Below are 16,878 nucleotides of genomic sequence, written 5' to 3' on the forward strand. Positions count from 1 at the left end.
CGGTTACTCCTTACGCCTTTTCAACCTGAACAAGGTTCGTGTGTGACGGGTTCCCCTTCGCGAGAGGAGACGGACGCTGAGTTGTCAGGACGTTAATGCAACCGCCCTGATCCACGCGTTTTGCATCCGGGTCATACCAGGCGCCTTCGCCTAATGCCACCACACCAGGCATCATACGCGGCGTCACTTTCGCCTCGATATGCACTTCACCACGATCGTTAAAGATACGCACCTTGTCGCCGTTGTTAATGCCGCGTCGCTGCGCATCCATAGGGTTGATCCACATTTCCTGACGGCAGGATGCTTTTAGAACATCCACGTTGCCATAGGTCGAATGGACACGAGACTTGTAATGGAAGCCGGTCAGTTGCAGAGGGAATTTCTCCACCAACGGATCGTTCAGGCTTTCAAATCCAGGGGTATAAATCGGCAACGGATCGATCACATCACCTTCCGGCAGTTCCCAGGTTGCCGCAATCTCGGCAAGCTGTTGCGAATAAATTTCGATCTTACCTGACGGGGTGGTCAACGGATTAGCGTTAGGATCTTCGCGGAACGCTTTGTACGCGACGTGATGCCCTTGTGGGTCGCGCTGTTTAAAGATCCCTTGCTTACGGAATTCTTCAAACGTTGGCAGTTCAGGAATCGCTTTGCGTGACTGCTCGTAGAGATGACGCATCCACTCTTCCTGAGTTCGACCTTCTGTAAACTGCTGCTCAACGCCAAGGCGTTTCGCCAGTTCACTGGTCATCTGGTAGATAGTCTTGCATTCGAAGCGTGGTTTGATTGCCTGGTCGGTGAAAATCACATAGGACATATTCCCGCATGAGGCATCCAGCGCGAAGTCCATCTGTTCGGAGGCAGTGCAGTCCGGTAGTAAAATATCCGCATATTTAGCCGAGGAAGTCATATGACAGTCGATGACGACGATCATCTCGCACTTCTTCTCATCCTGCAGGATTTCATGCGTACGGTTGATATCAGAGTGCTGGTTAATCAAACAGTTACCAGCATAGTTCCAGATCATCTTAATGGGAACATCAAGCTTGTCTTTGCCGCGCACACCGTCACGCAGGGCCGTCATCTCCGGGCCTCGCTCAATCGCGTCCGTCCACATAAACATCGAGATGCTGGTTTCTACAGGGTTTTCCAACGTAGGCATACGCTCAAACGGCAAACTGTATGAGCCTTCACGTGCCCCGCTATTGCCGCCGTTGATGCCAACGTTACCGGTCAGGATAGCCAGCATAGAAATAGCGCGAGTCGCTATTTCACCATTGGCGTGACGCTGCGGCCCCCACCCCTGACTAATGTATGCCGGTTTTGCGCTACCAATTTCACGAGCCAGTTTGACAATACGTTCAGCGGGAATGCCAGTAATCTGCGCCGCCCACTCAGGCGTCTTGGCAATACCATCTTTGCCCTGCCCAAGAATATATGCCTTATAGTGACCGTTCTTAGGCGCGTCGGCCGGTAAGGTTTTCTCGTCGTAACCCACGCAGTATTTGTCGAGGAACGGTTGATCAACCATGTTTTCGGTGATCAGGACATACGCCAGACCATTAACCAGCGCCGCATCGGTGCCTGGACGGATCGGGATCCATTCATCTTCTCGGCCCGCGCCGGTATCCGTGTAGCGGGGATCGATAATAATCATACGAGCATTGGATTTCTGTCGCGCCTGTTCAAGGTAATAGGTTACCCCGCCCCCGCTCATACGCGTTTCACCAGGGTTATTACCAAACAGGACCACCAGCTTGCTGTTTTCAATGTCGGACGGGCTGTTGCCGTCTGCCCAACCGCCATAGGTATAGTTCAACCCGGCAGCGATCTGCGCAGAAGAGTAATCCCCGTAGTGGTTCAGGTAACCGCCGCAGCAGTTCATCAACCGTGCCACCAGCGTTTTGCCCGGCGGCCAGGAGCGCGTCATGGTGCCCCCCAGCGTACCGGTACCGTAGTTCAGATAGATAGACTCGTTGCCGTAGTCTCTAATAAGACGCTGCATATTACTGGCAATGATTTCGTAGGCTTCATCCCAGCTGATACGCTCAAACTTACCTTCACCGCGCTTACCGACGCGTTTCATCGGATATTTCAGACGATCGGGATTATAGACGCGACGACGCATGGAGCGCCCACGCAGACAGGCGCGTACCTGGTGCAGACCATCATAGTTGTCATCACCGGTGTTGTCGGTTTCGACATACTTTATTTCACCGTCTACCACATGCATACGCAGCGGGCAGCGGCTACCACAGTTCACCGTACACGCGCTCCAGATCACTTTCTCATTAATCTGTTTTGGATTAAGGGCCTCTGCGGCATTTGCAATACGGGTAAATGGCAGGGTAAACGCGCTACTGGCCACCGCCAGCCCGCCTATCGCCGTCGTTTTCACCAGACCGCGGCGACTAACCTCAGCTGCCAGTACGGCATCGGGGATCTTAGTTTTCATAGTGGCTCACTCTGCTGCTCACAATAAACAAAAGGCAAATATTCGTTGTATAGATTTTTATATAACGTTACTATCGATATACAGACAGGTAGGTAATGAATTTGCAGAAAGGCAGTGATAAATACCAACCTTCGTTCGAAGGCAGTATTACTCCTGAATGAGTAGGTGTTATTGTCCAGCGTCAAACAGGTGTAAAAAAAGCGCCCTGAGGCGCTTTTTTAGCAGAGAAAAGTAGCTTAACCGATGAATTCCAGGCCATTCATGTACGGACGCAATACTTCCGGAACCTGAATGCGGCCATCAGCCTGCTGATAGTTTTCCATTACCGCAACCAGCGTACGTCCTACCGCCAGACCAGAACCATTCAGCGTATGCACTAAACGGGTCTTTTTGTCGGATTTGCTGCGACAACGCGCCTGCATGCGACGAGCCTGGAAATCCCACACGTTGGAGCAAGAAGAGATTTCGCGATAGGTATTCTGTGCCGGGATCCATACTTCCAGATCGTAGGTTTTGCATGCGCCGAAGCCCATGTCGCCAGTGCACAGGATGATCTTGCGATACGGCAGACCCAGCAGTTGCAGGACCTTCTCAGCATGACCGGTCATCTCTTCCAGCGCATCCATCGAATCTTCTGGACGAACAATCTGCACCATCTCAACTTTATCGAACTGGTGCATACGGATCAGACCACGAGTGTCACGGCCGTAAGAACCTGCTTCAGAACGGAAGCACGGCGTATGCGCAGTCATTTTGATCGGCAGCGCATCTTCGTCGATGATTTCGTCACGTACCAGGTTTGTCAGCGGCACTTCTGCCGTTGGGATCAGCGCATAGTTGCTGCTGTCAGCTTCTTCATCCAACGGACGCGTGTGGAACAAGTCGCCAGCAAATTTCGGCAGTTGGCCTGTGCCGTACAGGGTGTCATGGTTAACCAGATACGGGACATAGTTTTCGCTGTAACCATGCTGCTCAGTGTGCAGATCAAGCATGAACTGGGACAGCGCACGGTGCATACGCGCAATCTGGCCTTTCATAACAACGAAACGAGAGCCGGTCAGCTTAACCGCCGCAGCGAAATCAAGACCCGTGTGCATTTCACCCAGGGTAACGTGATCGCGCACCTCGAAATCGAACTCGCGCGGTGTACCCCAGCGGCTGACTTCGACGTTATCATTTTCATCTTTACCCACCGGAACTTCGTCTGCTGGCAGGTTAGGAATAGTCAGCGCAATATCGCGGATCTCAGCCTGTAAGGTATCAAGTTCAGCTTTCGCGGCATCCAGCTCTTCGCCCAGTTTGTTCACTTCCAGACGTAAAGACTCGATATCTTCCCCGCGCGCTTTTGCCTGGCCGATGGATTTCGATCGAGAGTTACGCTCTGCCTGCAGGTTTTCAGTTTGTACCTGCAGAACTTTACGACGCTCTTCAAGAGCGCGCAGCTTATCTACATCCAGCTTAAAGCCCCGGCTTGCCAGTTTTTCTGCGACTGCGTCTGGCTCATTACGCAGCAGATTGGGATCGAGCATGCTTATCCTGTGCTTATCGAATTAAAATAGGAGAAAGTGACCACAGCCTGCGGTCACAGGGATACAGAGACAACATTACCGCAACGATAACACTAACGGTAGCGTTTTATAGGGCTATTTTGATCCTGTCCGGCGAGCCAGGCGAGCTTTTCGCCAATCTTGCCTTCAAGACCTCTGTTTGTGGGATGATAATAGCGCGTTTGTGCCATTTCCTGCGGGAAGTACTCTTCTCCGGCGGCATATGCATTTGGCTCATCATGGGCGTAACGATATTCCTGACCGTAGCCCATCTCTTTCATCAGCTTAGTCGGCGCATTACGCAGGTGGACCGGCACGTCGTAATCCGGACGTTCACGGGCATCAGCAAGTGCGGCTTTAAAGGCGGTGTAAACTGCATTACTCTTCGGCGCACAGGCCAGATAAACAATCGCCTGAGCAATCGCGCGTTCGCCTTCAGCTGGCCCCACGCGAGTAAAGCAATCCCATGCAGAAATCGCCACTTGCATAGCGCGAGGATCGGCATTACCAACATCTTCAGAGGCAATCGCCAGACAGCGGCGGGCAACGTACAACGGATCGCCACCAGCGGTGATAATACGTGCATACCAATAAAGCGCCGCATCCGGTGCACTCCCGCGTACCGACTTGTGTAATGCGGAGATGAGATCGTAAAAACGATCGCCTTTATTATCGAAACGCGCGGTGCGTTCACCGGCAATTTCAGTGAGCAATTCTGCTTTCAATATGCGCTTGCCGGAATCATCAACTTCGGCCATATCGGCCATCATTTCCAGCGTATTCAGCGCCCGGCGCGCGTCACCATTAACCAGTTCGGCAATCGCCCGACGCGTCTCAGGCGGGAGTACGATATCCTGTCCGCCGTAGCCCCGCGCTTTGTCTGACATCGCCTGGTCCAGTACCAGTTCAATATCGTCGGTGGTTAACGATTTCAGTAAGTAAACGCGTGCACGTGATAGCAGCGCTGAGTTCAGCTCAAACGAGGGGTTTTCTGTTGTCGCGCCAATAAACGTGATGGTTCCGTCTTCAATATGCGGTAAAAATGCATCCTGTTGGCTTTTATTAAAACGGTGAACTTCGTCCACAAACAGGATCGTACGCCGACCAGCGTTACGGTTCTGACGCGCACGCTCAATCGCTTCACGAATTTCTTTCACACCAGACGTAACCGCCGAAATGCGTTCAACATCAGCGTTGGCGTAACGGGCAATAACTTCGGCAAGGGTGGTTTTGCCCGTTCCCGGTGGTCCCCATAAAATCATGGAGTGCAGATGCCCTGCCTCGATAGCGCGTGGCAAAGGCTTACCCGCAGCCAGCAGATGCTGCTGTCCGATATACTGCGCTAAATTTTCTGGCCGCATGCGCGCGGCCAGTGGCTGAAAAGTATTATCAGAAAAGTCGAGCGACAGATTGCTCACTCACACGCCTCTACTTACGTTGATCGTCAACCGTTACACCTTGCGGCGGGGTAAAGGTGAATTTGGAAGGTTCGATCGCACCATTCTGCTGAGATTTCAGCTGATAACTGCTGCGCTGATCGTCTTGTTCAACGGCGCTAAACTGGTGGATCGTCCCGTCACGCCCAACATTGATCGTAAACTGCTTCAGGTTACCGCTACTGGTTTTAGGCGTCAGTACGAAATCATCACCGTTTTGCTTAATGTTGTACTGCTGCCAGTCGCTGGCCTGGTTACGTGCAATCAGCATGAACGGCGTATTGCCAGTGGCGTCTTTCAGCCAGGTCGCGGTCGCCTGTTCAACAAACGGGTTAAAGAACCACAGCGTTTTCCCATCGGAAACCAGGATACTCTCGTCAGGCTGCGTCATATGCCAGTTAAACAGATTAGGACGTTTAACCCATAAATCACCCTGACCTTCTTGCACTGCTGCGCCGCTACCGTCCGTGACCTTCTGAGTAAAGCTGGCATGGAAGCTACTGACTTTATCCAGGCGGCTTTTCAGGTCGCTGGCAGCGTCAGCCCAGACGCTGCTCACCACAAAGCTAGACAGTAATGCACAGGTGATTGCGATTCTTTTCATCGTTATTCCTCAAAATACGTCACTCCCAACGGGGAGATCCCTCTGCTATCCATTTCAGGCCAAAAATCAGCATGAGGAAAGTAGAAAATACTGAATTACTTAACTTTGCAATCATTCGAAGGGCGGCGGAGCCAGCACTTCACGATTACCATTATGTCCTTGTTCGCTGACAATTCCCTGCGCTTCCATTTGTTCGATGATGCGCGCAGCTCGGTTGTAACCGATGCGGAACTGACGCTGGACGCCGGAGATTGAGGCTTTGCGTTTCTGGGTCACAAAGTTTACCGCCTGATCGAACAGCGGATCCAACTCTTCGCCACCATCAAAGCCGCCACCGCCGCCTTCGCTTTCGCTGTCAGAGGTAATGCCGTCAACGTATTGCGGACGACCGCGCGCCTTCCAGTCCTGAACCACCGCGTGAACTTCTTCATCACGAACAAAGGCGCCGTGAACACGCACAGGGATCGTCGAGTTTGGTGCGGAATAAAGCATGTCCCCCATACCTAACAGCGATTCCGCTCCGCCCTGGTCAAGAATGGTACGCGAGTCAATTTTACTGGAGACGGTAAAGGCGATACGCGTTGGAATATTCGCTTTAATCAGACCGGTGATAACGTCGACCGACGGTCGCTGGGTCGCCAGTACCAGGTGTATCCCTGCCGCACGCGCTTTTTGCGCCAGGCGAGCAATCAGTTCTTCCACCTTTTTACCTACGGTCATCATCAGGTCGGCGAATTCATCTACCAACACAACGATATACGGCAGTTTTTCCAGCACCGGATGCTGAACATCCATGCTGTCGCCCGGCTTCCAGTATGGGTCCGGAATCGGACGACCCATGCGGGCTGCTTCGGCGATTTTCTCGTTATAACCAGCAAGGTTACGCACCCCAAGCGCCGACATCAGCTTGTAGCGACGTTCCATTTCATTGACGCTCCAGCGCAAGGCGTTAGCAGCATCTTTCATGTCGGTCACAACTTCAGTCAGCAGATGCGGAATGCCTTCATAAACTGACAGTTCCAGCATTTTCGGGTCAATCATGATAAAGCGAACGTCTTCCGGCTGCGCCTTGTACAGCATGCTGAGGATCATGGCGTTCACCCCAACAGACTTACCGGAACCGGTTGTCCCTGCCACCAGCAGGTGCGGCATTTTCGCCAGATCGGCCACCACCGGTTCGCCCGCAATATCTTTACCCAACACCACGGTCAGCGGAGATGAGTTATCACGGAATTTGGTGTTATCCAACACTTCGCGCAGATAAACGGTTTGACGTTTTTTGTTCGGTAACTCCAGTCCGACATACGGTTTGCCCGGAATAACCTCGACAACACGTACCGCTGCGGTAGACAACGAACGCGCCAGATCGCGCGACAGGTTGGAAATACGTGCCGCTTTAACCCCAGGAGCAAGATTAAGCTCAAAGCGGGTTATCACCGGGCCTGGGGAATAGTTCACCACATCGGCTTTAATGCGGAAATCCGCCAGACGCGCTTCCACCAGACGTGCCATTTGCTCCAGCGCGAATGTATCAATTGGCTCAACTTCGCTCGGCGGCGGTGTGAGCAGATCTAACGATGGCAGCGGCGTGTTTGGACGATGCGCCGGACGGCTATCGCCATTGCGCATCAGGAGCGGATGGATCAGGCTATCCTGCGGTGGCGGTGTAACAGGTTGCGCTGGCTGCTGATAATGCTGCTGCGGTGCGACAGGCTGCGCTGGCTGCTGATAATGCTGCTGCGGTGCAACAGGCTGCGCTGGCTGCTGATAATGCTGCTGCGGTGCAACAGGCTGCGCTGGATGCTGATAATGCTGCTGCGGTGCAACAGGTTCCTGGTACTGTGGCACAGGCTCCGGCATCACGCCAGGCGTAAACAGGGGCTCATGCGGCCCCTCATCCACCAGCGTTTTCATTGGCGAAAATTCAAAGTCATCGAGAGAAAACGGATTCGCTCCGGCTGGCTGCTCACCAGAATAACGTTGCTGCTGGGAAGAGGCAAACTGGCGAGCCAGTTCCGCTTCTGCAGCTGAATCTTCGTCATCAGTTTGATGGGTATCATCCTGATATTCTTCGCCATAGCGGTGCTGCTGCGACTGGGCAAACTGACGTGCCAGCTCATCTTGCTGCATGACATCAATTTCATCGTCACTGTACGCATCTGTATCAAGCTGCTCTTCGCGGGCTTTCTCTTCAGCCATACGCTGTGACGGCAGTTTGATGCCATACGACGCCAATTCCCGACGAGTAGGCACGCGCACACGATTCGGACGCGGTAACTGCGGACCAATACCCTCTTTCACCTGTGGACGCGGCGCACCGCCACCCGCAAGGCTAAAGACAGGCGCTGCGGCAGCGGCCCCCGCCCCCAAAGCGGCACTTTTTACGCCTGCGGCCAGCGGCGCAACGGCAGCAACAGACTCAACGGGCGGAATGGATGTAGCCGTCGGCATAGATGGCATAGACGGCTTAACACGTTCAGTCTCCTGAACCGGCTCTGGTATCGGTTGATACCAGGCAGCCAGTTGCTCACGTTCACGCGCACGTTTCTCTTCAACTTCTTCAAAATAGTAAAGCGGCGGACGAGTCGGTTTAACCTCTTCAACCACTGGCTCAGGTTCCACCACTGTCGGTTGTTCAACCACAGGCTGCTGGAACGGAGCGCTCTGTTGAAAAGTTGATTCCTGATGATAAACAGGTTGCTGAACTGGCTCCGGCTGATAAGCAGGCTGCTGAAATGCGGCGTTCTGTTGTAAAGTTGACTCCTGTTGATTGACAGGTTGCTGCAGTGGTTCCGGTTGGTAAACAGGTTCCGGCTGCCAGTTTTGCTCCGCGGTAAATGCCTGCGCTTGCGGCGCGAGGGGCTGCGCATATGTGGGTTCCGCGGTCTGTGGCGCATAATATTGTGGCTGAGGACTCTGCTCCACTACCGGCTGCTGCCAAGGTTCATACTGTTGCTGTACCGGTGGCTGCGCGTACTGGGTTGGCTGCGGATAACCTTCAGGTGCTGGCGCAATCACCGCATCCCCGGTTTGCGCGCCTGGCGCGGATTGCCAGGCTACAGCTGGGGCCGCTTGTTCCATAACGGGGTTGGTCACTGGCGACGTTTGCAGCAGCGGATCAACCGGCGCGCTCCAGGCCTGCGCAGCCGTTGTTGCTGCAGCTGCGGCGGCCACAGGCTCTGTTACCGAATGACCATTCAGCAGCGGGTCCAGTTCGTCATATTCAGGCAACGTCGCGCGATTGCCGGAAAACAGCACATCGTTAGGATCGGCCACAACACCGCGGGCGCTGTATTCAATTTCGTCTTCATCATCCATGCGTTTGCCGGAGAACAGCGCGGCATCAGTATGACGGCCCAGTGGGTTGGTAAACTTCTCTGCCAGACGCTTACGGCGCGCTAACGCACCACGAAGAATACGAGCCCGGCGCGATTCATGAGGTTTGCCATCAGCGGCGTCGATAGATTCGTCTTCATCTTCATATTCTTCGTCATCGACCCAGGTATCGTCACGGCGGGTACGGTTGCTGGCAAACGTCAGGATATTGAGTAACCAACCGCCCAGTTTTTCCGCAATGCTAACCCACGACCAACCGGTAAATAGCGTTAATCCAGCAGCCCAAATGCACAATAACGTCAACGTACCGCCGCTGCTGTGCAGTAATGGTTGCAGGGTAGTACTGAGCAAGCTGCCAATCACGCCGCCAGAGGCGAAATACCAGATGTCATCGGCATTGATTGCGGCAAGTCCGCAGGATGTGAGAATCAGCGCCAAAACGCCAATAATGCGCAGCGAAACGGCAAAATAATCGACGTATTCGTCGCTGGCCTGGTGTCGCCATGCAAACCAACAGCCGCCAACAATGATGACGGGAATGGTGTAGGCCATGATGCCAAAAATAAAGAACAGCGTGTCTGCCAGCCATGCGCCGGGTATTCCGCCCAGATTATGAATTGGTTCATGCCACGCCGTTTGCGACCAACTGGGATCCGAAGGATTAAAGCTGAGTAAGGCTGCCATCAACCAGACGGCAAAAAGGGCAATAAGGATCAGTAGCGCTTCCAGAAGTCGGCGCCCGCTGCTTAACTTCGTCAATGTGACGTCTTTGTCTTCAGTGTATTCCTGGCTCAAAAACGGCTCTCCAGGTTTTAGGCTTTTCCTGCCCGATGCTAAAACGGACAACAGCACCGGGTTACCCCGGCACTGTTGCTGTATGGATTAACAGGAGTGTAATCAAACTACGTCGATTTTGCACCTGTTCCGTGTTAGCGCGTCTTAATTACCAGACGATTGCTCTGTTTGACTTCTTCCATTACTACATAAGTACGTGTGTCATTCACGCCAGGCAGACGCAGCAGGGTTTCCCCCAACAGCTTACGGTATGCCGACATATCCGGTACGCGTGTTTTCAGCAAATAGTCGAAATCACCGGAAACCAAATGACACTCTTGAATTTCTTCAAGTTTTTGTACTGCAGAGTTAAATTGTTCAAACACATCCGGGGCGCCACGATTCAGAGTAATCTCAACAAAAACCAGAAGTGATGCATCCAGATAATGCGGGTTTAACAGCGCTGTATAGCCCTGAATAAAACCCTGTCTTTCCAACCGACGCACACGCTCAAGGCAGGGCGTTGGTGAAAGTCCCACACGTTTAGAAAGCTCGACGTTAGAAATACGCCCATCCTTTTGCAGCTCATTAAGAATGTTACGATCAATACGGTCGAGATCTTTGCCAGGGCGCTTCTTACTATCTACCATTATTATTGTCTCTCTGTATTCCTTCCCTACTCCTGCCTGACTCTACTAACATCACTGTTCAGAGTCGCTACCCATCAAAATTAACCGCAACCCAGAGGGATTTTCGGTTCGCAATGCCTGGGTTTATGGTGAGAAGACCGTTGCCTGTCGGCGGCTATCGACATCACGAATGGCATCTGTCCACACCATGCGTAGATTTCGCTAACACGGTAAACATGGTATCTACATGCATGATTATGCAGCACATACATGACACAGTTTTTTTCTTCCTTGAATGTTTTCGCAAAACAGCAGGTGATTGTCAAAGCAAAACATCGATTTTTAGTACAACATGCCAGTTATTCATTCGCAGTGATGGAAAATCGTCATTTTATCACCTTATAACTGACCGATTTTAAGTAGAAATCGTTATAGTATTACGGATAATTACCCCCGCTCATCGGTTTCTGCTATTACACATATTGTTAACAAAATCGCCATACTCTTTTTTTACGTCTGTAAATTCCCTACAATCCTGCTCATTGCCTGCCAACAACTATGGGGATCTCATGGGCGCAACCAAACACAGTAAACTTCTTATTCTGGGCTCAGGCCCTGCGGGATATACCGCTGCGGTCTACGCTGCACGCGCTAACCTGCAACCGGTCCTGATTACCGGTATGGAAAAAGGTGGTCAGTTGACCACAACAACAGAAGTGGAAAACTGGCCTGGCGATCCGCACGATCTTACTGGCCCACTGCTGATGGAGCGTATGCACGAACATGCAACCAAATTTGACACTGAAATCATTTTTGATCACATCAGCAAAGTTGATCTGCAAAACCGTCCTTTCCGTCTGACCGGCGACAGTGGTGAATACACCTGTGACGCACTGATCATCGCCACCGGCGCTTCAGCACGTTACCTGGGTCTGCCTTCAGAAGAAGCATTTAAAGGCCGTGGCGTTTCCGCCTGCGCGACCTGCGACGGTTTCTTCTATCGTAACCAAAAAGTTGCGGTGATCGGCGGCGGCAACACTGCTGTTGAAGAAGCGCTGTATCTGGCGAATATCGCATCTGAAGTGCATTTGATTCACCGTCGCGACAGCTTCCGCGCGGAGAAAATTCTCATCAAACGTTTGATGGATAAAGTTGAGAACGGCAACATTGTGCTGCACACCCACCGTACGCTGGAAGAAGTGACCGGCGATCAAATGGGCGTAACCGGACTGCGCCTGCGCGATACGCAAAACACTGACAACGTGGAATCACTGGACGTTGCCGGGCTGTTTGTCGCTATCGGCCACAGCCCGAATACCGCTATTTTCGACGGTCAGCTTGAACTAGAAAACGGCTACATCAAAGTTCAGTCCGGTATTCATGGCAATGCCACCCAAACCAGCATTCCGGGTGTTTTCGCAGCTGGTGATGTGATGGACCATATTTATCGCCAGGCGATTACCTCTGCGGGCACGGGCTGTATGGCCGCACTTGATGCAGAACGTTATCTCGACGGACTTGCGGACGCTAACAAATAAGTTTTACAAATCAGTAACAAAAGTAAAAAAGGCGACTATAAGTCGCCTTTATTTTTGCCTCGTTGTAACATTGCCCTGCCCAAAAATTCCAATAACTCACCTGCTAAGCGTGCAATGAATAAAACCCGTCAAAAAGAGCTGACCCGCTGGTTAAAACAGCAAAGTGTAATTTCCCAACGATGGCTGAACATTTCGCGCCTGTTGGGGTTCGTGAGCGGACTGTTAATCGTCGCTCAGGCCTGGCTCATGGCCCGAATTCTGGACCATATGATCATGGCCAATATTCCCCGAGAAGCGCTTCTGCTTCCTTTCATCGTACTGGTATTGATTTTCATCCTGCGGGCATGGGTCGTCTGGTTACGCGAACGGGTCGGGTTTCACGCAGGGCAGCATATTCGCTTTGAAATTCGCCGCCAGGTGCTTGACCGTCTACAACAGGCAGGTCCGGCCTGGATAAAAGGCAAACCGGCCGGGAGTTGGGCCACGTTGATCCTGGAGCAGATTGACGATATGCATGATTACTATGCGCGTTATCTGCCGCAAATGGCGCTGGCCGTGTGCGTCCCCTTATTAATTGTGGCGGCGGTATTCCCCTCAAACTGGGTGGCCGCTCTTATTCTGCTTGGAACTGCCCCGTTGATCCCATTGTTCATGGCAATGGTCGGTATGGGCGCAGCCGATGCTAACCGCCGCAATTTTCAGGCTCTTGCCCGCCTCAGCGGTCATTTCCTCGATCGCTTGCGGGGCATGGAGACGCTAAGAATATTTGGTCGCGGTGAAGCCGAAACGGAAAGCATCCGTGCTGCGTCGCAAGATTTCCGCCAACGCACCATGGAAGTGCTGCGCCTGGCGTTCCTGTCATCCGGTGTCCTTGAATTCTTTACCTCGCTTTCTATTGCGCTTGTCGCGGTTTACTTTGGTTTTTCCTACCTTGGAGAACTTGATTTCGGCCACTACGGGACGGGCGTCACGCTGGCGGCAGGCTTCCTCGCGCTCATTCTGGCTCCGGAGTTTTTCCAGCCCTTGCGCGATCTGGGCACGTTTTATCACGCTAAAGCGCAAGCGGTGGGGGCTGCGGACAGCCTGAAAACCTTTATGGAAACCCCGTTGGCTCATCCTGAACGTGGCGATATTGAGCTGGCGACAAAAGACGCCGTGTCAATTGAAGCACGAGATCTGGTCATCACCTCGCCGGAAGGCAAAGTGCTGGCCGGTCCGCTCAATTTTGCGTTGGCGGCTGGTCAACGCGCGGTGCTGGTTGGACGCAGCGGCTCCGGCAAAAGTTCTCTGCTCAATGTCCTGTCCGGTTTCCTCTCTTATCAAGGTTCGCTGCGAATTAACGGCTTTGAACTGCGCGACCTGTCGCCTGACTCCTGGCGCAAACAACTGTCATGGGTCGGGCAAAACCCTCAGCTTCCTGCCTCCACGTTACGTGAAAACGTGCTACTGGCTCGCCCAGATGCCAGCGAAGAACAGCTGCAAGCTGCACTCGACAGCGCCTGGGTCAGCGAGTTTTTACCGCTGCTGCCGCAGGGTGTGGATACGCCAGTGGGCGATCAGGCGGCTCGACTTTCCGTTGGACAAGCACAGCGCGTTGCCGTGGCTCGCGCCTTACTCAATCCGTGTCATTTACTGCTGCTGGACGAACCCGCTGCCAGCCTTGATGCACACAGCGAACAACGCGTAATGCAAGCGTTGAACGCGGCATCGCGCCGCCAGACCACGCTGATGGTGACGCATCAGTTGGAAGATCTTGCCGACTGGAACGTTATCTGGGTGATGCAGGATGGGCAGATCGTTGAACAAGGTACCTGGACCGAACTGGGCGCAGCCAACGGGGCGTTTGCGACATTACTGGCTCATCGTCAGGAGGACATCTGAATGCGCGCTTTGCTACCTTATCTGACGCTGTATAAACGTCACAAATGGATGTTAACGTTAGGGATCGTTCTGGCCATCGTCACGCTGCTGGCAAGCATTGGCTTGCTGACGCTTTCAGGTTGGTTCCTGTCCGCTTCGGCAGTGGTTGGCGTCACCGGGATTTACAGCTTTAACTATATGCTCCCTGCCGCAGGCGTACGCGGTGCGGCGATCACCCGTACCGCGGGTCGTTATTTCGAGCGTCTGGTCAGCCACGATGCGACATTCCGCGTGTTGCAACATTTGCGTATTTATACCTTCAGCAAACTACTGCCGCTCTCCCCTGCTGGCCTGTCCCGTTATGGACAGGGTGAATTGCTCAACCGCGTGGTGGCTGACGTCGACACGCTCGATCATCTGTACTTACGCGTGATCTCCCCACTGGTGGGCGCTTTTGTCGTCATCATGGTGGTTACGCTGGGGTTAAGCGTTCTCGATTTCACGCTGGCTGTCACCCTCGGTGGCATTATGCTGCTGACCTTATTTATCCTGCCACCGCTCTTTTATCAGGCAGGCAAAAGCACCGGACAAAGTCTGACGCATCTGCGTGGGCAATATCGTCAGCAGTTAACATCCTGGCTACAGGGTCAGGCTGAATTGACCATTTTTGGTGCCAGTGAACGTTATCGCGCGCAAATGGAAGCGACTGAGTTGCAGTGGCACGAAGCCCAGCGACGTCAGTCTGAATTAACGGCATTATCACAAGCGGTGATGCTGTTAGTCGGTGCGCTGGCGGTGATTATGATGCTATGGATGGCCTCCGGTGGCGTGGGCGGCAATACCCAGCCCGGCGCGCTGATCGCACTCTTTGTCTTCTGTGCGCTTGCTGCGTTCGAAGCGTTAGCACCAGTAACCGGCGCGTTTCAGCATCTCGGCCAAGTTATTGCCTCTGCGCTGCGCATCACCGAACTGACTGAACAGCAGCCGGAAGTCGCCTTCCCGGATACCGGCTCGACGATTTCCGGGCAGGTGACTCTTACGCTACGCGACGTATCATTCAGCTACCCGGGACAGGCGCAAAAAGCGCTCGATACCCTTTCCCTGCAGGCCTCGCCCGGTGAACACATTGCGATTCTCGGTCGTACCGGCTGTGGTAAATCAACGCTGCTACAATTGCTGACCCGCGCATGGGATCCGCAGTGCGGCGAAATCCTGATTAATGAACAGCCGATTGCAGCCCTCAGTGAAACCACGCTGCGCCAGAGCATCAGCGTCGTGCCACAGCGCGTACACCTGTTCAGCGCGACGCTTCGCGACAATCTGCTGCTGGCAGCACCACACGCCAGCGACGACGCATTGTCCGCAGTATTGCGCCGCGTCGGGCTGGAAAAACTGCTTGAAGGTGATGGCCTTAACGCCTGGCTGGGCGAAGGCGGTCGTCAACTTTCAGGCGGCGAGCTCCGTCGTCTGGCTATCGCCCGCGCCTTATTGCACGATGCTCCGCTGATGCTGCTGGATGAACCCACCGAAGGGCTTGATGCCACCACAGAGAGCCAAATGCTTGAATTAATTAGCGATGTGATGCGCGATAAAACCGTCCTGATGGTTACACACCGACTGCGCGGGCTGTCGCGTTTTGATCAAATAATAGTAATGGACAACGGACAAATTATTGAGCAAGGTAATCACGCAGATCTGTTAGCCAGGCAGGGGCGTTATTACCAGTTTAAGCAACGTCTGTAAGCTATTATTGAACGATCAAACTCGCGTAGTGGAGTTTCGCTGTCATGCGCCTGGTGCAACTGTCCCGACATTCTATAGCCTTCCCGTCACCGGAAGGCGCTTTACGCGAGCCTAATGGCTTGTTGGCGCTTGGCGGTGACCTTTGCCCTGCCCGTCTGCTGATGGCCTACCAGCGCGGTATTTTCCCGTGGTTTTCGCCTGGCGACCCTATCCTTTGGTGGTCGCCCGATCCGCGCGCTGTTCTTTGGCCCGACAAATTTCACCTCAGCCGCAGCATGAAGCGCTTTCATAAAAATTCGCCTTATCGCGTGACGCTCAATTACGCGTTTGGGCAGGTGATTGAAGGCTGTGCGAATGACCGGGAAGAAGGTACCTGGATTACGCATGATGTGGTGGACGCATACCACCGCCTGCACGAACTGGGGCATGCGCACTCAATTGAAGTGTGGCGACAAAATGAATTAGTGGGCGGTATGTATGGCGTGGCACAAGGTACGTTGTTTTGTGGCGAATCGATGTTCAGCCGTCAGGAAAATGCGTCCAAAACCGCACTGCTCGTTTTTTGCGCTGAATTTGTAAATCAGGGCGGAAAATTAATCGACTGCCAGGTATTAAATAGCCACACCGCCTCGCTGGGCGCCGTCGAAACGCCGCGTCGGGAGTACCTTGAACACCTGAGCAGACTGCGCCAGCAGCGGCTACCGAGCCATTTCTGGGTTCCCAGGACGTTATTTTCGCCTCAGAAGTGAATGTTTTCGGCACATTTTTTGTCGGGGTGTTATAATTGTCGCGCAGAGTTGGTTTAGCCCATTACCCCGCCGCCGTTAAGGAACAGTTCGCGTCAGGCAACGCCTATCGTTTATCTCCTCGTTCCCTTACACGTTGCGCTTTAAGTGCGGCTTTGCCGTGTGTGGTTAGAGTAATGCGCCAAACCCGATTTGCTGTGTTTTAAACGC

10 protein-coding genes are annotated in these 16,878 nt (G+C 53.3%); 4 read left to right on the top strand and 6 right to left on the bottom strand.

Features of this window, described 5'->3' with window-relative positions:
• Nucleotides 1-10 precede the first annotated feature (10 nt).
• From dmsA to lrp, 6 genes are all read right to left on the bottom strand, one after another.
• Entirely contained in the window at nt 11-2,455 is a 2,445-nt protein-coding gene (dmsA, locus tag OGX99_RS23190; RefSeq protein WP_286545205.1) for a dimethylsulfoxide reductase subunit A, read from the bottom strand.
• 236 nt (nt 2,456-2,691) lie between these two features.
• Nucleotides 2,692-3,984: a serine--tRNA ligase gene (gene serS, locus OGX99_RS23195; RefSeq protein WP_003836908.1), complete on the bottom strand. Its 1,293-nt coding sequence runs from the start codon at nt 3,982-3,984 to the stop codon at nt 2,692-2,694.
• 92 nt (nt 3,985-4,076) lie between these two features.
• On the bottom strand, nt 4,077-5,420 hold the full coding sequence (rarA, locus tag OGX99_RS23200) for a replication-associated recombination protein RarA (RefSeq protein ID WP_286545207.1): 1,344 nt from the start codon (nt 5,418-5,420) through the stop codon (nt 4,077-4,079).
• A gap of 10 nt (nt 5,421-5,430) precedes the next feature.
• On the bottom strand, nt 5,431-6,042 hold the full coding sequence (gene lolA / locus OGX99_RS23205) for an outer membrane lipoprotein periplasmic chaperone LolA (RefSeq protein WP_003831898.1): 612 nt from the start codon (nt 6,040-6,042) through the stop codon (nt 5,431-5,433).
• A 111-nt stretch (nt 6,043-6,153) separates the two neighbouring features.
• Nucleotides 6,154-10,173, bottom strand: a complete 4,020-nt coding sequence (gene ftsK / locus OGX99_RS23210) for a DNA translocase FtsK (protein WP_286545209.1) — start codon at nt 10,171-10,173, stop codon at nt 6,154-6,156.
• A gap of 134 nt (nt 10,174-10,307) precedes the next feature.
• Entirely contained in the window at nt 10,308-10,802 is a 495-nt protein-coding gene (lrp, locus tag OGX99_RS23215; protein WP_002439523.1) for a leucine-responsive transcriptional regulator Lrp, read from the bottom strand.
• A gap of 548 nt (nt 10,803-11,350) precedes the next feature.
• Here lrp and trxB point away from each other — a divergent pair.
• The 4 genes from trxB to aat all read left to right on the top strand — a co-directional run bounded on the left by trxB (nt 11,351) and on the right by aat (nt 16,671).
• Nucleotides 11,351-12,319 carry a thioredoxin-disulfide reductase gene (gene trxB / locus OGX99_RS23220; RefSeq protein ID WP_151218818.1) on the top strand — a complete coding sequence of 323 codons (969 nt, stop codon included), beginning with the start codon at nt 11,351-11,353 and terminating at the stop codon, nt 12,317-12,319.
• 114 nt (nt 12,320-12,433) lie between these two features.
• A complete protein-coding gene (gene cydD, locus OGX99_RS23225) occupies nt 12,434-14,200 on the top strand; it encodes a heme ABC transporter permease/ATP-binding protein CydD (RefSeq protein WP_286545211.1) in 1,767 nt (588 codons plus the stop codon).
• Nucleotides 14,201-15,922, top strand: coding sequence for a heme ABC transporter ATP-binding protein/permease CydC (cydC, locus tag OGX99_RS23230; protein WP_286545214.1), 1,722 nt, complete (start codon nt 14,201-14,203; stop codon nt 15,920-15,922).
• A gap of 44 nt (nt 15,923-15,966) precedes the next feature.
• The gene (aat, locus tag OGX99_RS23235) at nt 15,967-16,671 is read left to right on the top strand and encodes a leucyl/phenylalanyl-tRNA--protein transferase (RefSeq protein ID WP_151218815.1); all 705 of its coding nucleotides are present in this window, start codon (nt 15,967-15,969) and stop codon (nt 16,669-16,671) included.
• Nucleotides 16,672-16,878: the final 207 nt, after the last annotated feature.

Source organism: Citrobacter sp. Cu096, assembly GCF_030332285.1.
GTDB classification, from domain to species: Bacteria; Pseudomonadota; Gammaproteobacteria; order Enterobacterales; family Enterobacteriaceae; genus Citrobacter; species Citrobacter meridianamericanus.